Consider the following 17,202-nt stretch of genomic DNA (forward strand, 5'->3'; position numbering starts at 1 on the left):
AGAACGGACGCACAAAAAACCGCGTCCACCTCCCCCCAACAGGAGACCCAAATGACTGAAACATCGCAAACCAACACAACTCAGGGAAAGCGAATAAATATCCCTGTGTTTGTAATTTCCGGCGGTTTTATCGCCCTTTTCTGCCTGGCTGCTCTAATTAATCTCGACGCCCTTTCCAGGGCGGTCGATTGGAGCTTTAACATCGCAGCGACCTATTTTGGTCTCTATTGGCAATTTCTGCTGCTGGCGACCTTTCTGATCGGCTTGTTGCTCTGCGTTCTGCCTGGCGGGCGCGCTATCATGGGTAATATTGCAAAACCAGAATTCACCACGTTCCAGTGGGGCTCGATGATTATGTGCACGCTTCTGGCGGGAGGTGGTGTGTTTTGGGCAGCAGGTGAGCCGATTGCGCATTTTCTCTCGTCGCCGCCGCTCTTTGGGGCCGAATCCGGGACGCCCGAAGCCGTGACCCCTGCTATTGCTCAGAGTTTTATGCATTGGGGCTTTCTGGCTTGGGCCATTCTCGGCTCTCTGACCACGATCATGCTGATGCATTACCATTATGAAAAAGGCCTGCCACTCGCGCCGCGTACGCTGTTGTATCCGGTCTTTGGCGACAAAGCCATTCACGGCCCTATCGGCATCATTGCGGATGCTGCCTCCATCATCGCTGTTGTGGCGGGGACCGTGGGGCCGATCGGCTTTCTCGGACTACAGGTGAGCTATGGGCTTGCGGAGCTTTTCGGTATCCCGAATGTCTTTGCCACACAATTCGCCGTCATCGGGGGCCTTGTGGCAATCTATACGATCTCGGCCATGACCGGCCTTTCTCGCGGTATTCAATTCCTGTCCAAGCTTAACGTCATTCTGGCTTCAGTGCTGCTTGTCTTTGTGCTTCTTGCCGGGCCGACAGGTTTTATCTTCAGCACGTTCTTCACAGGGTTTACGAGCTACATTGCCCATTTCTTTGATATGGCGCTTTATCGCGGGGATGCTGGTGTCTTTGGTGCGCCGGGCTGGCTCGGCTGGTGGACGGTCTTCTTTTGGGGATGGTTCATGGGATATGGCCCGCTAATGGCAATGTTCATCGCACGTGTATCGCGAGGACGTTCTATACGCTCGATCATTATCATGCTTTCGATCATTGCACCGATTGTAACTAACTTCTGGTTCACAATTGTGGGTGGAACGGGCATTGCGATGGAATTGGCCGAGCCGGGCGTTGTTTCATCAGCGTTTGAAGGCTTCAATCTTCCGGCAGCGCTTTTGGCAATCACTTCGAACCTGCCGATGGGCTTTCTTGTGTCCTTGTTGTTCCTGATCCTAACCACGATTTTCGTGGCAACGACAGGCGACTCGATGAGCTATATGATCGCTTCGGTCATGAGCCGCGATGAAACGCCTTCCGTGCCGGTTCGGGTGTTTTGGGGCATTGCGATGGGGGTGATGGCGATTATCCTGATCTCTGTGGGCTCTGGCGGCGTGTCCAAGCTGCAAAGCTTTATCGTTGTGACAGCCGTTCCTGTGTCTCTCCTTTTGCTTCCTTCCTTGTGGGATGCCCTGCGCATCACGCTTGCCAAAGGGAAAAAGGACTAAGTTTTTCCGGGCGCGTTTAGCGCCCGGGCTTCCTATTCGGCTTGTTGCGCCACCCCCAAAACATGGAAATTCACTACGCTTCCACACTGCAAAGGTCTGACCAAATGATGAATGTTCCTCTGCGTGATCCCGATACTGTTATGCGCCTTGTTCGCCTCGGTTCACTTCACCAGTCACGCCTGTCCTTCATGCGCATTTTAACTCGTCGTATGGCCCGTGAAAAATGGCGTTTTGCACAGACGGAATTTCATATAAATGACCGAGGTGAGGGCCATGCAGTCTATACCGCCTACGCACCGGACCATGCCTATTCTCTGATTGCCTTTGCCCATAATCTGCCAAATGAAAAACGGTCGGATCGGGTTATCGCAGAAGCGTGGGACGCAACATTCACACTCTTTGATGGCATTCCGACGCCCAAAGATATCGCTCGATTGGCGCAAAATATTCCACTTCAAGAGGCCGGGCGTGTGACCAGTACAGAGCTTTCTGTATCGCGCGCCAACAGATCTGTCCGGCTTTGGGATCATGTGGTGAGTGCTTTGGCCGCGGGTCATCAGCCTTCGCAGGACCAAATTGACAGGGTTGGCTATTTGATGCGGACAACTGCGGTTTACGGTTCAGGCAAACTCGGTGCAGCAGACCGTGAAATGATTGCGGACCGGCCGGAATTCGCTGTTCCGTTTCAAGTTGAGATGCTGTCGGTCTATCTGACACGCTGGTTTGTCAGGGATCTCGTACAGCACATGGCGGATTGCCAAGCGGCAGAAGCAGGCAACACTGCCGCGAATCTTGACAGTGCGATCGCCCGCTCTATCGGGATAGGCAACTCAACAGGGCTTGGTATGGCGCCCTTTCTCTTGAATCACCCCGTATTGTTCAACAATTGGATTGCAGCGCGGGAAGCCGCTCTCAGCCGTGTGCGTTCGGTCGAAAATGCAACGCCCGAAGCTATTGCCCTGTTCCGTGCACTTTTTGCACGCAACCTGCAGTTATTGGGGAATTGGCGATCCGGGCACCCTGTTCAGGTGACCAAGCTCGAAGCGCTACGTGACGACACTACTCGTTTGCAAAACTATTTATCGGAAATGGATTTAGCGGCCCCATATGCTTGGGATGCCCTATATCGCTGGGCCGAGGCTCACCTGAGCACGGAAGGACAGGAATGGATCGTATCTTTGCTCTTGGAACCCTACGGGGAGATTGTCGACTCTCTGGCTGAGACTATGGCTGCTGACAATACCGCAACTTTCCGAATTGCAGGTAAGATGAGCCTTGGAGAATTGCGTTCTCTTTTGGAAAATATTTATGGCTGGGCCATTGAGACCGACTGGGCTGAGCCGGCGAACAAGGCGCGTGCCTGGTATGTGTCTGAAGAAAAACTGGAACCAAGACTTGGAGAGCGATTCAAAGAACCTATTGAAGCGTTTGAACAACCCCTTGCGCCCGGTCGAGATGCTGCAGAGCTTTATGCTTGCCTTGCGCATTGGCCGAGCGATGCCACAGTGGCTAATTTTCTGCTGCGTCATCCGGAACATCGCCATTCGGTGCGCCGCAGTCAGATTGTCGGACGCGCTCCCTATGCAGAAATCCGCGACAATACGATTTCCGACCAGATTATGCCGATCGACATGCTGCGCTGTAAACTCGCCTTTTTTGGAGCGACCAAGTTCGATCCGCGTTCTGATCGCTGGGTGAGAATCTGCCTCTATGGCAATGCACCTATGCCACCTGAACTTACGCAGGAAAACTGTGATTATTGGGTCTATCCTGATTTAGACGAGGTGAGCGCATGAGCCATTCTTTGAACGAAATCGAAGCCATGAGTAAACGCGCTGCGCGTGGGTCCGGGCTTTCCTGGGGGCTTGCTGAGGAGGCGGCAAAAGGCACGCGCTGGCTGTCGGCTTTCAATTTGCCCGGAGCCGCACTTCTTGCCCAGCTTTTGGAAATGAATGATCGTTTGCCTTTGGTGGATGTATCGCCGGTCTCCTTGCGTGCAACCTTCTGGCGCGCACCTTCAGGGCGCTTGAGCCCTTTGATCGCGGGCGCATCGCTTAGCGATTGTGCGGTACAACTTATGGAACGCGGCTCGATCACAATGGAGCATCTGTGTGTGCCGCTTCTCGCTGTTCCTTTCATGGGGGGAGCTGCTTTGCGACTTCAAAATCCTGTAGCCGTTGCTTGGGACGGGCTAAAACTAACCACAGACGGGCATCATCTCTCCTTGGAAGGAGACACCGAGAAATTGACGATCAACCTTGCCGAGCGCGTGACGTTCTATGCGCCTGCCGAGATGATCGGGCACCGTAAACCCGTTATTCGTGCCAATGTCAGCCCCGAAGACTGGGACCGCCTCGCCATATTCGCGCATCGCACATTCGCGCCAGCGACAGAGGAAAGCCGTCTGAGGGGGGCAGGAGCAGGACTGAATGACAACGATTAATACTGTTCTCTTCACGCCTTACGTCAAAGATTATGGACCGTTTTACATAGCGGAGCCAGCAAATACCAACATATCCACTCCGAAAGATACCACAATGGCCACTACAGAAATCCTTTCGCTTACTGAAATTGAAGACCTTGCATATCGGGCGCTCGTCAATGCGGGCACTTCAGAAGCAAATGCGCGCCCTCTGGCCGTAGCAACTGCGATAACAGAAGCCGATGGCATTTCTTCTCATGGTCTGGCTTATATTCCCATCTACGCAGAACATGTGAAATGTGGGAAGGTAGATGGGCAGGCTCAGCCGGAGCTGCGACAGCCGAAGCCTGCGGTTATCACAGTAGATGCGGGCACAGGTTTTGCACATTCTGCCATTGAAGTGGGTTTCGAAGCCCTTGTGCCACTTGCTCGCGAGATGGGCGTGGCCGTTTTGGCAATCAATAATTCCTACAACTGCGGGGTTCTGGGCGTACACACTCGCCGCCTGGCAGAAGCTGGGCTGTTGGGCATCGGGTTTACCAATGCGCCGGCCTCGATTGCGCCCTCTGGCGGCAAAACACCGGTTGTCGGAACCAATCCGTTTTCCATTGCCGCTCCTGATCCTGATGGCAACGCTGCTGTGTTGATTGACCAATCGGCCAGCACCATCGCGAAAAGCGAAGTGATGAAACATGCTCGCGAAGGCAAATCTGTACCGGAAGGTTGGGTGTTAGACGCAGACGGGCAACCCACAACTGATCCTCATGCTGGTCTTAAAGGTTCGATGGTTCCTTCGGGCGGATATAAAGGGGTAGGGATCGCGTTGATGGTTGAGTTGATGGCGGCTGCTATGACTGGGGCAACCCTTGGCACATCCGCAAGCCCGTTCTCCGGAACTGCGGGAGGCCCTCCACGTACAGGACAGTTCTTCATTGCTATTGATCCTGTATCAACTTCAGGTGACGAGTTCCAAGGCCGCTTGCGGGACTTGATTTCTTCCATCCGCACACAAGATGGTGCTCGTTTGCCCGGGGATGGACGCCAGAGCAACCGCGAAAAAGCTTCAAAAGATGGTGTCGCGATCGATACCTTGCTTTTAAAGAAGGTTCGGGCGCTGCTCTAAAGATGACAGTGTATTCGGTGTATGAGTGGCTGTTGGTTGCGTGGGTTGCAACTTAATTTTTGTCACTCTCGCCCACTGCCTCCTCTGACATGTGACGAGGCCCCTGACGCACCGGTGGCGGTCTCTGTGCTCGAGGTTGAAATAATCTTGGGGAAATGGCCGCCGGTTGCGCTGTGCACATGATTTATCAACGGACAGTCTTCATCATCATATTCGAACGGTGGAGAACAGACCGCTATCGTGACAAGCATACAGACGTCGCTGAGTGGTTAGAAAACAACATAGCTAAGCGTCTGCCGAGTTCACGTTGCCAGGCTGACCTGCATAGGAACGTTAGATGTCATTGGTGGAAATTGCGCGAAAACCACTCACTTTCCTAAATTACTTTGAATTGCCCAAATATTGATCGTAAAATATATAATACAACTAATTGTTTTTAAACATAAAATTTCCATTGTCGTTTATTTGACAGTTTGTGTCGCTTTTGCGAAAGCGCCCCAACCAGTGTGTAACAATCAATTGTGACACAACAGAGCGCAACTACATCGCGCCACGCCATCAGGGGAGCTTTTATATGGAGACGTTGGTTTTCATCAGTCAAAACCTCGATCTTATTTTCGAGAGAACTGTCCAACACATGTCGATTGTTTGTGTGGCAATCGGGCTGGCCATTGTGACCGGGGTCCCTGTTGGCATCCTGATCACGCTCAACCAAAAAGCAGCGGATATCGTGCTCTATATTGCTGCGATCATCATCACGATTCCGTCAATCGCGCTTTTTGGTCTGATGATACCGGTGCTCTCGCTGATTGGTCAAGGCGTGGGATATATGCCCGCCGTGATTGCCGTGTTGCTCTACTCGCAACTGCCGATTATTCGCAATACTTACACGGCGATCACAAATGTGGATCCGGCGTTGCGCGAAGCTGCGCGGGGATTGGGCATGACCCCCATACAACGCCTACGTCGTGTTGAAATCCCTTTGGCGATCCCTGTTGTCATGGCCGGCGTGCGGATCGCGGTTGTCATGAATATAGGTATTACGGCAATCGCTACATACATCGGGGCAGGTGGTCTGGGCGCCTTTATTTCGCGCGGCATTTCTCAATCCGACCCTCGGCAGCTCATCACCGGCGCTTTAATGGTGTCTCTTTTGGCCATCGTCAGCGATTACTTCCTTCTTTGGCTGCAAAAACGCCTTACACCTGCCTCTTCCTCCGCACCTGCGGGTGGCCATTAAATATCTGGATACGCTATGATCAAACTGGAAAAACTCTCCAAAATTTTTGAAACACCAAATGGCGGGACCGTCATGGCGGCCGACAAAGTGTCGCTTGAAGTGGCCAAAGGTGAAATTTGTGTTCTGCTTGGCCCCTCTGGGTGCGGCAAGACAACGACACTTAAAATGATCAACGGGTTGATCCCGAAAACCAGTGGTAAAATACATGTTGCGGGGCGGGATACGGACACGATTGATCCGGTCGAATTGCGTCGATCCATCGGCTATGTGATCCAACAAATAGGTCTTTTCCCTAACATGACAATCGAGGACAATATTTGCATTGTTCCTGATCTGCTGGGTTGGGAACGGAGCAAAGCGCGTAAGCGCGCCGCCGAGCTTCTTGATCTGGTGAACCTTGATCCCAGTATTTTTCTCAAACGTTTCCCAAAAGAACTATCTGGTGGCCAACAACAACGTGTAGGCGTGATCCGTGCATTGGCGGCGGACCCGCCCGTATTGCTTATGGATGAACCCTTTGGTGCGATTGACCCCATCAACCGGGCGGTCATCCAGGACGAGTTTTTGAGAATGCAAACGGAACTGCGCAAAACTATCGCTTTTGTCAGCCACGACATCGACGAAGCGATTAAAATGGCCGATAAGATTGCGATTTTTAGAGACGGTAAACTCGAACAATTCGACAGCCCTGACGACCTTTTGGCGCGTCCGGCCAACGATTTTATCGCAAGCTTTTTGGGCTCTGACCGCACGCTCAAACGCCTCAGCCTGTTAAAAGTGTCTGATGTCATGCTCAGTGGCCGTATCCGTGTGAGCGCCCAAGATGACGTCGCCACGGCTCGCGATATGATGAAGGAGGCCGGCCATAAGAATATTGTCATGGTGGGGCCGCGTGGGCGTGCGCGCGGTTATTTGCATCTCAACGATGTTGTGGAGGCCTCCGGCACGGTCGAAGAACATTATCAGGCTTTGCCGACCACGGTGAATGTTGATGCCGATTTGCGCACGGCGGTGTCGCGAATGTTCCGTCATGACATGACATGGATGGCCTGTGTCGATGATGACGGTTTTTTCAAGGGTTTCATCACCCAACGCGCCATCTCTCATCAATTGGGCGCAACCTATCGCGACACCCCGACGGAGGGTTTGACGTGAGCAGGAGTATTCGGGGCGCCGACGTATCTGAAACTATGAAAACACGCGCTGCATTGGTCCTTGGTATTGCTCTCGGTGCTGCTCTTACAGTGGCGGCACAGGGATATTTTGGCGAGATTTGGCGGACTTATTCCGAGGATATCATCTATCTCACGAAACAACATGTCGTGCTGGTATTGATCTCTTCGGGTCTGGCTATTCTTGTCGGTGTGCCTGCGGGCATTTTACTCAGCCGTGACTTTATGCGGCGCTATTCTGAAACCCTGTTGCAGGTCTTCAATATCGGAACGACGATCCCGACGCTGGCGATCCTTGCGTTATCGATCACACTATTGGGTATCGGGTTTAAGCCCGCCATTTTTGGCCTTTGGGTGGCGACCTTGTTGCCCATCGTTCGCAATGTGTTTCAGGGGTTGCGCGACGTGCCTGCCCACCTCAAAGAAGCTGCACAGGGCATGGGCATGACGCCTCTACACATACTGCGCAGTGTGGAACTCCCAAATGCACTTTACGTTATGTTCGCCGGAATTCGGACTGCTGTTGCTGTCAATGTCGGGACAGCGCCTCTGGCCTTTTTAATCGGCGGGGGCGGGCTTGGTGAACTGATTTTCACCGGTATCGACCTCAATGACATGCAGATGCTGCTTGCCGGTGTCATCCCCGTCGGGCTGCTTTCGATGTTGGCAGACTATGCGCTCGCAAAAGGGCAATTCTGGCTCATCCCTCGCGGGGTCAACCCGCTCAGACCTTAAAAACAATGACAAACTTATCCAACGGAGACGCACTCATGATGAAGAAACTTTCAACTGCCGCAGCCAGCGCGCTGTTCGCTGCCACGACCTTTTTCGCCAGCGCTACACAGGCGGACGTCATCAAAGTTGGAGGTAAAAACTTTACCGAACAGCTTTTGATCACCCAAATCACGACAGACCTACTTGAAGCAAACGGGTATGATGTCGACAAGCTTGAAGGCATGGGGACCTCTGTTGTGCGCGCTGCCCTTGAGAACGGCCAAGTCGATATCTACTGGGAATACACCGGCACCTCACTCGTGACCTTCAATAAAATCGAAACAAAGATGAATGCCGAAGAAACCTATGCGACGGTCAAAGACCTTGACGCCAAACTCGGCATCACATGGCTTGATCCGTCCCGCGCCAATAGCACCTATGCTTTGGCTGTGCGTAGGTCAGATGATAAGGGCTTAAGCTCGTTCTCAGATATGGCTGCGGCATATAACGCAGGGGAAAAGCTCAAACTGGGTGTAAATGCAGAATTCCCCAAACGCCCGGACGGATTGCCCGGACTGGAAGAGACCTATGGTTTTGACATGAAGCGGTCAAACCTTGCGTCGATGCAAACCGGCTTGATCTATGACGCGCTGAAAACCGAAAACTTGGACATCGGTTTGGTTTTTGCCCTCGATGGCCGTATCGAAGCATTTGATTTCAAAGTGCTCGAGGATGACAAAGGGTTCTTCCCGAGCTACGCGCTAACCCCGAACATCCGTACCGAACTTCTCGAGGCCGACCCAAAAATTGGTGAGCTTTTGAATTCTGTCTCGGCGATCATGACTGATGATATCATGCGTGGGCTTAACGCGATGGTCGATGTAGATAAGAAGACTATCGAAGAAGTTTCGCAAACCTTCTTGAAAAACCAAGGTTTGATTTAAAATCAATCGCCGCTTCCCGAAGGGGGAGCGGCACGTTTACAGGATACGATGATGCGCCACCGCGATGTCCTACACTGCGCCTGTGCGCAGCTTGAACATACCCCGGACAGTCCCGACACATTGTTCAACAAACATGTGGCCTTTCTGGAAGAGGCCCAGGACGGCCAGATCGATCTGACGGTGTTTCCCGAAACCTCTTTGACGGGCTATCCCGCAGATGGAGATGCCGTACGCAATTCGGCAATCTGGGCTGACGATCCGCGGCTTCTTGCCTTGGCGCAAAAATGTCGTCACGGCTATGCGGTGGTCGGGTTTGTCGAACATGGCCGCGGGGGCCAATTTTACAATTCCATCGCGTGGTTGCACAAAGGTGAGGTGCTCAAGATCTACCGCAAGATCAACCTGCCGACATATGGCCGCCTCGACGAGGGCAAATATTTCACTGCCGGCAAACGCACTATGACGCTGGATATTGACCGTCACTGGATCTGTGGCGGCATGATCTGTGCCGACAGTTGGGATCCAGGCCAGCTTTATCTGTCGGCCATGCGAGAGAGTACGGTTTTGGCTCTACCGATCGCTTCGACAAAAGAAGGAGTTGGTGGCGGGTTCTCGAACGAGGCGGGCTGGGATCTGGTCGGTCGCCATACAGCGATGATTTATGGCCTACCCATTCTGATGTGCAATTGGACCGGACCGCACCTTGATATGCATTTTTGGGGTGGCTCGAGGATTTTAGGCCCTGACGGGACGCGCTACGCCCATGCCGGAGACGACGAAGCGCTTTTGACCACTGAGATTGCTTATGCGGATGTGATCCACGCACGGCAAACAATGCCGACCGTGCGTACTCTGATGCCTCAGCTTTTGCAGCGTGAACTGCCCGGTCTATTGGAATGAGAAATGCCAAATTCCAACGATATAAATAAATTTTTGAATGAAATTCGCTGGGCGGATGTGCCGGACAGAGTTCAGGCCCGCGTCCGTTTTTTGCTTTTGGATTTGCTGGGGACAGCTTTGGCTGGAACGGGAACAGAGTTGCATGCGGCTGTTTTGCAGTATGCAACTCGCAATCTTGATGGTGATCATGCGCGGGTCTTGTTTTCGGGCGTCACGCTATCGCCAGAAGGGGCGGCGCTTGTTGGTGCGATGACCATCGACTCTGTGGACGCACATGATGGTCACAGATTGACCAAAGGCCATGTAGGTTGCGGACTTTTACCGGCACTCTTGGCCATTCTGGATGATCGTCAAGTTGCTTTGAGTGGTGAAGATTTCCTGACATATTTGGCGGCTGGATATGAGATTGGTACGCGGGCCGGCATCGCTTTACATCGCACCGCATCAGAATATCACACAAGTGGGGCGTGGATTGCCGTCTGTGTCGCGGCGTTTTGTGGGAAGCTGATGGACTTGCCCCCTGACGTCTATGCCCACGCATTGGGCATTGCCGAATATCATGGGCCGCGCAGCCAGATGATGCGGGTGATCGACCACCCAACCATGCTTAAGGATGGTTCCGGTTGGGGTGCTATGGCTGGGATTTCTGCTGCTGCCCTCGCAGAAGCGGGGTTCACGGGTGCTCCTGCCATAACGGTTTTGGGCTCGGATGTGGCTGATATATGGGCCACACTGGGCGCGGAATGGGAAGTTATGAATCAATATATAAAAGGGTTCCCCGTCTGCCGTTGGGCACAACCTTCTGTACAGGCGGCGCTTGATCTAACTCGCGTTCGCCCATTGCGCCCGGAGGACATTGTCTCAGTTGAAATCGAAACCTTTCACGAGGGCACGCGTCTGTTCAAAGGTATCCCCTCAACCACCGAAGAGGCGCAATATGCCATCGGGTTTCCCGTGGCCGCGGCTCTTTTGCGGGGGCGCGTGGGAGTAGCTGAGGTTTCCAAAGCCGCCTTTTGTGACCCCGATTTGCGTGCTGTGTGTGAAGGTCTTTCGTTTAAAGAAAACGACGCGTTTAACGACCTTTTCCCAGCAGAGCGTTGGGCGAGATTGTCCGTGCACCTGTCCTCAGGCGAGGTGCTGACCACACCTGCAACACAGGCGAAAGGCGATCCCGAGACGCCCTACTCGGAGGCCGAGCTCACCGCAAAATTCTACGATCTGGCAGGGGAGGCAGCCTCCCGCCCGCGGCTTGAAGCGATCCACGCAGCTGTTATGGGGCTGGATGGCTCTGGTGCTTCGCTCATCCGGTTGCAAGATCAGATTTTCCCAAAAGCAAAATGAACGCGATTTGAACACACTGCAATTGCAAAAGGGGGGCCGAAGGCCCCCCAATCTCTGTCTGCGTCTCTCCATTAACTCCAAGGATAGGGGCTGTTGGACACAGGGTGCAACTTACCTTCGGCGTAGCGGGAAAACCGGAAGGGGGACAAAAGCGTTGAGGTTTCAGCGGTAATTTCCTGCGCCACAAGTTCACCTACACCAATCATTTTATAGCCGTGGTTGCTGTCCGCGATGACATAGCAGTTTTCGCGAAATACATCGAAAACCGGGAAGCTGTCCGGGGTGAAACAGCCGACGCCCCCTGAGGGTTCATTGAGGTATTTTGGCATGGTGCCCGAGAAACGCGCGTTACAATGCGCCAGTGCGGAAACCCACATATGGGCGAATTCCGGCGAGGCGATGAATTCCGGTGACGAAGGGCCGTAAGGGTCAAGGGTGACATCATTGGCGGGTTTGTCGACCCGATAGGGCATTGCTCCCCCTTGAATGCCGCCAAAATTGAAGTCGGGTTTGTAATAAATTCCCCACATATCTTCGGTGATCACAGAGCCATCAACATCAGACAAAAGCGGCGCGTCGGTGTCGACGTGGATCACCGGAGGCATCTTTCCGTCATTGGTTTTAAAGCTTTCGGGATCGACGCGCAAAACGCCTTCTTCGAGCTGCCAGTATTTCCACATCGGCACGCTATCATGTATCTTGCCATCGGCGCCTTTGATCGAGATTGCATCCGGCAGATCCGCCATCGACCAGAAATCACGCACCCAAGGACCTGCGGCGATCACAAGATAATCACAGGCGATGTGACCTTTGTCCGTGTCTACACCAATGATCGCGGCGCTCGCGCCATTGGCACTCTTGAGACCGGTGACGGTAACGCCACTCATGATGCGCACGCCTTCTTCTTCGGCCATTTTCGCCAAAGCATAGATTGCCGCAGCATTATGGGCATAACCGCCTTTTTTCTCATGTAGAATGGAGGTAATGTTTTTAGCCTGCCAGTCGTCGAAAAGGCCTTTCATATAGGTGTCGCACTCGGCTTCGCCTTCAATGAAGTCAGACTCATAGCCGATGGCTTGCTGTTCTTTGTGAATCTGCGCCACGTCTTCATGCATGCTTTCGGACGAGATTTGCATGTAGCCCACCGGGTTGTATTGTAATTCCTTTGCGTGGGCTTCCCAATGGCCGACGGAATGGGCCATCAGCTCGCGCATGGCGGGTTGAAAATAGTTGTTGCGCACAACGCCACAGGCGATGCCTGAGGCCCCTGCTGCGATGCCGCTTTTATCGATTACGACGATATCTTCGCCCGTGCCCTTGCCCGAGGCTTTGAGTTTCTTGGCCAGATGTAAAGCCGTAGATAGGCCGTGGATACCTGCTCCGATGATGAGATATGGTGTGCTCTTTGGGAAAGACATTTGGTTCTCCGTTTGTAATGCGACTCCCGTCGCTTTCTTTCCTAAGAATTGCGCGCAATTGCAGGGCATCAGACTAAGACCCACGACAATTTCTTTTGAAATAGCGCCATATGTTGAGCTTTACGTGTTTTAAAAGAAACGCACATAAAATGCTTAATATATTGGCAATTTGAGAATTTGGATGGTTCAGATTGGCCATTTTGCTTAGAGTATTGACGCATATTCGAAAGCAAGTGGCGTGGCTGACCCGTAAACTTATCGAAAGAGATATCATGATCGATACGGGAGCTCGGATCACTATGGATGCCATCAAGAATGCCCTGCGCGGCGCGTTGGACGACTGTCAGGACGGCTATTCCTTGCCACAAGCATTTTACAATGATGACGCTATATTCATGGCCGATTTACAGGCTATCTTTCAAAAAGAATGGATTTTTGTTGGGCCGGAATGTGAACTCCCGAATGCGGGTGATTACGTCATGATGACTATCTATGACACGCCGATCATTGTGCTTCGCGATCATGATGGCGTCATTCGCGCCTTTCACAACTCATGTCGCCATCGCGGATCGCGTTTGTGCGATAAAACGCGTGGTCATACGGGGCGTCTGGTCTGCCCCTATCATCAATGGACCTATGAACTCAGCGGGGCATTGGTCTCTACGCGCTATATGGGTGATGCTTTCGATCAAGATAAATTCCCGTTGAAGCCTGTGCATGTCACATCGGTTGAGGGGCTTGTGTATATTTGCCTCGCCGAGACTGCGCCGGACATCGACACGTTCCGCGCGGCCGTGACACCCTACATCAAACCGCATGCTCCACAGCGAACCAAGATTGTTCATGAATCAGTGATTGTCGAAGAGGCCAACTGGAAACTGGTGATTGAGAATAACCGTGAATGTTATCATTGCGCAGGCAATCATCCGGAATTGTTGGTGTCTTTGGTGGAAATGGCCTTGCCAAATGACGCGCGATTTGGCGACGAGTTTCGTATCATGGAGGAGAAAGGCAAGCTCTGGGATAGCCTCGGATTGCCCCATGCGCCTGTCGATGGCGGCACAGAGTTCCGCTGTATCCGTTTGCCGTTCCGTGATGGGGCCTATTCGATGACGATGGATGGAAAGCCCGCGTCAAAAAAGCTTTTGGGCGACCTCATCGAACCTGATCTGGGCTCTGTGCGCGCCTTTCGCATTCCGAACAACTGGCATCATTTCCTCTCTGAAATGACCATTCATTTCCGCGTTTTGCCACTCGGTCCGAACAAAACCGAGGTGCGTACCACATGGTGTGTTCACGAGGATGCGGTCGAGGGCTGGGATTATGATATCGAGCATCTGTCTCGTGTCTGGATCGAAACCAATGATCAGGATAAACGCCTCGCAGAAGAAAACCAACGCGGTACGAAATCTTTGGGTTATGAGCCGGGCCCATATTCGGAAATATCCGAATTCATGATCCTAAATTTCCTCGATTGGTATCGCGGTGCTATGGAGAATTGGTTGAGGGAGCCCGGCCGTCAATTGCAGGCGGCGGAATAAAGATGGCTATGGATATGATTGTCCCCGCGTTTCCCAAAGCAGGCGTTCCGCGTCACCCGGTCGAGCGGCTAACAGTTAAGCTCAAGGCGAAGCGTCGTGAGACGCCGGACACGATGAGTTTTGTGTTCGAGGTCATGGAAGGCGTGCTGCGTCACTATCCGGGGCAGGCGGTCTCGCTTGACTTGCCCATGCCGCAAGGTACGGTGACACGCACCTTTACGGTTGCCTCAGCGCCGAACCTGAACAATTGGTTTGAACTCACGATAAAAGCTGCGCCGGACGGTTATGCTACGCGGTGGATGCAAGAGGTTTTGGCAGTAGGGGACGAGATCACTGGACGAGGGGCTTTTGGCACGTTCTCGATCATGTATTATCCGAACACGCCGCTGTTGTTGATCGGCGGCGGAAGCGGGTTCACTCCGATGATGTCGACACTGCGGTGGCTATCTGAACGCGGCGAAACGACGGATGTAGTGGTCATTCAGGTCGCGCGCAGCAAGAAGGACCTGTTGTTTCGCGAGGAACTGGACCAGATCGTTACTCAAATGTCGACGATCAAACTGTTTAACGTTTTGAGCGCGCCCCGAAAAGGCGAGGCTTGGTCCGGTTATCGTGGGCGCCCTGATCGCGCGATGATCCGCGCCATGGTGCCGGATGCGTACCGGCGTCAAACTCTGTGTTGTGGTCCAATAGGATTTATGGATCACATGGGCAAGGTTTTGCGCGCCGAAGGGTTAGACCGCGCGCGTTTCCTCACCGAAAGCTTTGGTCAAAAGATGGCTGTGCCTCAAGATGTCGTTCAGCCGATCAACGGAGATGGCATCACGGTTTCTATCGGCGCGCAAACCTTTGATGTCGCGCCGGATGTTCCTTTGTCGACGTCTTTGGCAGCTGCGGGAAAACGCATTCCGACCGGTTGTGGAGAGGGCCAGTGTGGCACTTGTCGCGTTCGGCTTCTTGAAGGGGAGATCGAGATGGACCACCAAGGCGGGCTATCGCAACAAGAAGAGCATCAAGGCTATATTCTTGCTTGTTGCACACGGCCCAAAACCGCGATTAAGATCGCGATATGACCTGTTACATCGGTGAGTATATCTATATGCTTGATACTTGCCGATGCCCCATAGAAATAAGGTTCGCATAACATCAATCCAGCACAACTGGAGCGCGGATTTTGGAAACGCATGACCGACATCACATCACGCACAACGGGATCTGGACGGGTGGGGCGAGATACTCCGATCCGGTTTGAGTTTGCGCTGTTGAACAATGTTTCCATGCTCTCCGTGATCTCTGCGATAGAGCCCTTGCGCGTTGCCAATCGAATGGCTGGGTATGAGTGTTATAGCTGGGATATTGTCAGTGAGAATGGCACCGAAATTCATGCCTCAAACGGGCTGCAATTCGCCAGTTCGGGCCGCATGGGCGAAGGTCGTGTGCCTGATTATACCTTTGTTTGCGCAGGGCTGAGCCTCGAAGCAATCCACCCGACACGACTGTCGGCTTTTTTAAACCGCCGTGCTGCGGCTGGCGTGTGTGTGGGGGCAATTTCTATGGGATCAATCTTTTTGGCGCGCGCCGGATTGTTGCAAAATACGCGATGCACGATCCATTGGGAAGGCTTGCCCGCTTTCAAAGAAGAGTTCCCAGATATTCACGTGTCACATGCTATCTATGAAGTCGACAATGGCATCATGACCTGTGCGGGCGGCATGTCTTCTTTTGATATGATCATGAGTGTCATTGCGCGCGATCATGACGCATCACTTGTCACGTCAATCATAAATCAGTTACAATTGGATCGGGTACGCTCTGAGGTGACTTTGCAATCGAGCGGTTCGATGAAATTGCCGGACACCGCACCAAAGCATCTACGTCACGCCGTAATTTTGCTTGAAGAAAATATGGAATACCCGCTGTCACCAACGGACCTTGCCGAATCCGTGGGCACCAGTCGCCGCACGCTTGAACGGATGTTTCTTAAGCACACGGGGATGACGCCATCTAAGTTCAGTAAAGTCCAGCGACTGGAGCGTTCAAAAGACCTGTTGCAGCACAGCGGACTTTCGATACTCGACATCGCCTTGGCGACGGGATTCAGATCTGGCTCTTATTTCTCTTATTGTTTTTCGGAATATTTTGGGCTCCCTCCGTCGCAAATTCGGAGGTAAACATCGATCCGCCTCGAAAGCGGGGCAGATCCAAGTCGACAAGTTCGCGTGCGTCATGGGGGGGGTGATCAGACTGTGCCACCAACAAACCTTGCGCAGAAGGGCGGCGATGATCGCAATATCTCACTTTACTTTGTGTTGCCCCGGCATGCATCAGACATTTGAACACGATAGGCTGTGTATCGTAAGCATTCGGCGTAGGCCGCAGTGAGGTCAACGCGCTCGGTGGTCTTAACGGAATGCACCGTGTTGAGCTGTATGATTATGCCACCTCAGCGAGCGGCTGTTTTCTCCAATTCCATGGCAGAAGTTCCGGCACGCGCGAGACGGGCATTTCAGGCAACCGGGCAAGAACATCGGCGAGCCAGGCCTGCGGATCGATATCGTTCATCTTTGCCGTAACGATAAGGGTATACATGAAAGCAGCCCTATCGCCCCCGCGCTCGGAACCGGCAAAGAGCCATGACTTCCGCCCCAAGGCTACGCCGCGCAGGGCGCGTTCAGCTGCATTATTCGTCAGGCAAATGCGGCCATCATCGAGGAACGCCGTGAAGGCTTTCCAACGGCTATCTTTCTCGAACATGTAGTTGATCGCTTTGGTGACCTTGTTGTGCCGGGAC

At 53.0% G+C, this 17,202-nt stretch carries 15 protein-coding genes; 13 read left to right on the forward strand and 2 right to left on the reverse strand.

Annotated features, from left to right (window positions below):
* Positions 1-51: 51 nt before the first annotated feature.
* The 10 genes from BM152_RS16570 to BM152_RS16615 all read left to right on the forward strand — a co-directional run bounded on the left by BM152_RS16570 (position 52) and on the right by BM152_RS16615 (position 11,452).
* Positions 52-1,596: a BCCT family transporter gene (locus BM152_RS16570; RefSeq protein WP_066605385.1), complete on the forward strand. Its 1,545-nt coding sequence runs from the start codon at positions 52-54 to the stop codon at positions 1,594-1,596.
* Between the two features lie 104 nt (positions 1,597-1,700).
* A complete protein-coding gene (locus BM152_RS16575; protein WP_066605386.1) occupies positions 1,701-3,392 on the forward strand; it encodes a hypothetical protein in 1,692 nt (563 codons plus the stop codon).
* Entirely contained in the window at positions 3,389-4,039 is a 651-nt protein-coding gene (locus BM152_RS16580; protein ID WP_066605387.1) for a DUF3726 domain-containing protein, read from the forward strand. The genes BM152_RS16575 and BM152_RS16580 overlap by 4 nt, the downstream gene beginning before the upstream one ends.
* A gap of 94 nt (positions 4,040-4,133) precedes the next feature.
* Positions 4,134-5,141 carry an Ldh family oxidoreductase gene (locus tag BM152_RS16585; protein ID WP_066605388.1) on the forward strand — a complete coding sequence of 336 codons (1,008 nt, stop codon included), beginning with the start codon at positions 4,134-4,136 and terminating at the stop codon, positions 5,139-5,141.
* Between the two features lie 574 nt (positions 5,142-5,715).
* Positions 5,716-6,381, forward strand: a complete 666-nt coding sequence (locus BM152_RS16590; protein ID WP_066605389.1) for an ABC transporter permease — start codon at positions 5,716-5,718, stop codon at positions 6,379-6,381.
* Positions 6,382-6,396: 15 nt separating this feature from the next.
* A complete protein-coding gene (locus BM152_RS16595) occupies positions 6,397-7,536 on the forward strand; it encodes an ABC transporter ATP-binding protein (protein WP_066605390.1) in 1,140 nt (379 codons plus the stop codon).
* Between the two features lie 35 nt (positions 7,537-7,571).
* On the forward strand, positions 7,572-8,288 hold the full coding sequence (locus BM152_RS16600) for an ABC transporter permease (protein ID WP_066605391.1): 717 nt from the start codon (positions 7,572-7,574) through the stop codon (positions 8,286-8,288).
* A 35-nt stretch (positions 8,289-8,323) separates the two neighbouring features.
* On the forward strand, positions 8,324-9,211 hold the full coding sequence (locus tag BM152_RS16605; RefSeq protein ID WP_066605392.1) for a glycine betaine ABC transporter substrate-binding protein: 888 nt from the start codon (positions 8,324-8,326) through the stop codon (positions 9,209-9,211).
* A 51-nt stretch (positions 9,212-9,262) separates the two neighbouring features.
* Positions 9,263-10,111, forward strand: a complete 849-nt coding sequence (locus tag BM152_RS16610; RefSeq protein WP_066605404.1) for a nitrilase-related carbon-nitrogen hydrolase — start codon at positions 9,263-9,265, stop codon at positions 10,109-10,111.
* A 3-nt stretch (positions 10,112-10,114) separates the two neighbouring features.
* Complete coding sequence (locus tag BM152_RS16615) at positions 10,115-11,452, forward strand: MmgE/PrpD family protein (RefSeq protein ID WP_066605406.1); 1,338 nt, start codon at positions 10,115-10,117, stop codon at positions 11,450-11,452.
* A 71-nt stretch (positions 11,453-11,523) separates the two neighbouring features.
* On the opposite strand, the gene BM152_RS16620 is transcribed toward BM152_RS16615, so the two are convergent.
* Positions 11,524-12,870, reverse strand: a complete 1,347-nt coding sequence (locus BM152_RS16620; RefSeq protein WP_066605408.1) for an NAD(P)/FAD-dependent oxidoreductase — start codon at positions 12,868-12,870, stop codon at positions 11,524-11,526.
* A 272-nt stretch (positions 12,871-13,142) separates the two neighbouring features.
* On the opposite strand from BM152_RS16620, the gene BM152_RS16625 reads away from it, so the two are divergent.
* The 3 genes from BM152_RS16625 (at position 13,143) to BM152_RS16635 (ending at position 16,582) form a co-directional block, all read left to right on the forward strand.
* Positions 13,143-14,411, forward strand: a complete 1,269-nt coding sequence (locus BM152_RS16625) for an aromatic ring-hydroxylating oxygenase subunit alpha (protein ID WP_066605410.1) — start codon at positions 13,143-13,145, stop codon at positions 14,409-14,411.
* A 2-nt stretch (positions 14,412-14,413) separates the two neighbouring features.
* Complete coding sequence (locus BM152_RS16630; RefSeq protein WP_082715408.1) at positions 14,414-15,484, forward strand: flavin reductase family protein; 1,071 nt, start codon at positions 14,414-14,416, stop codon at positions 15,482-15,484.
* Positions 15,485-15,595: 111 nt separating this feature from the next.
* Entirely contained in the window at positions 15,596-16,582 is a 987-nt protein-coding gene (locus tag BM152_RS16635; RefSeq protein WP_082715409.1) for a GlxA family transcriptional regulator, read from the forward strand.
* A gap of 262 nt (positions 16,583-16,844) precedes the next feature.
* Here the strand turns inward: BM152_RS16635 and BM152_RS16640 are convergent.
* Positions 16,845-17,202: IS66 family transposase (locus tag BM152_RS16640; protein ID WP_139222526.1), on the reverse strand; the 358-nt coding region annotated here is incomplete at its 5' end.

Source organism: Celeribacter halophilus (assembly GCF_900114135.1).
Lineage (GTDB): Bacteria > Pseudomonadota > Alphaproteobacteria > Rhodobacterales > Rhodobacteraceae > Celeribacter > Celeribacter halophilus.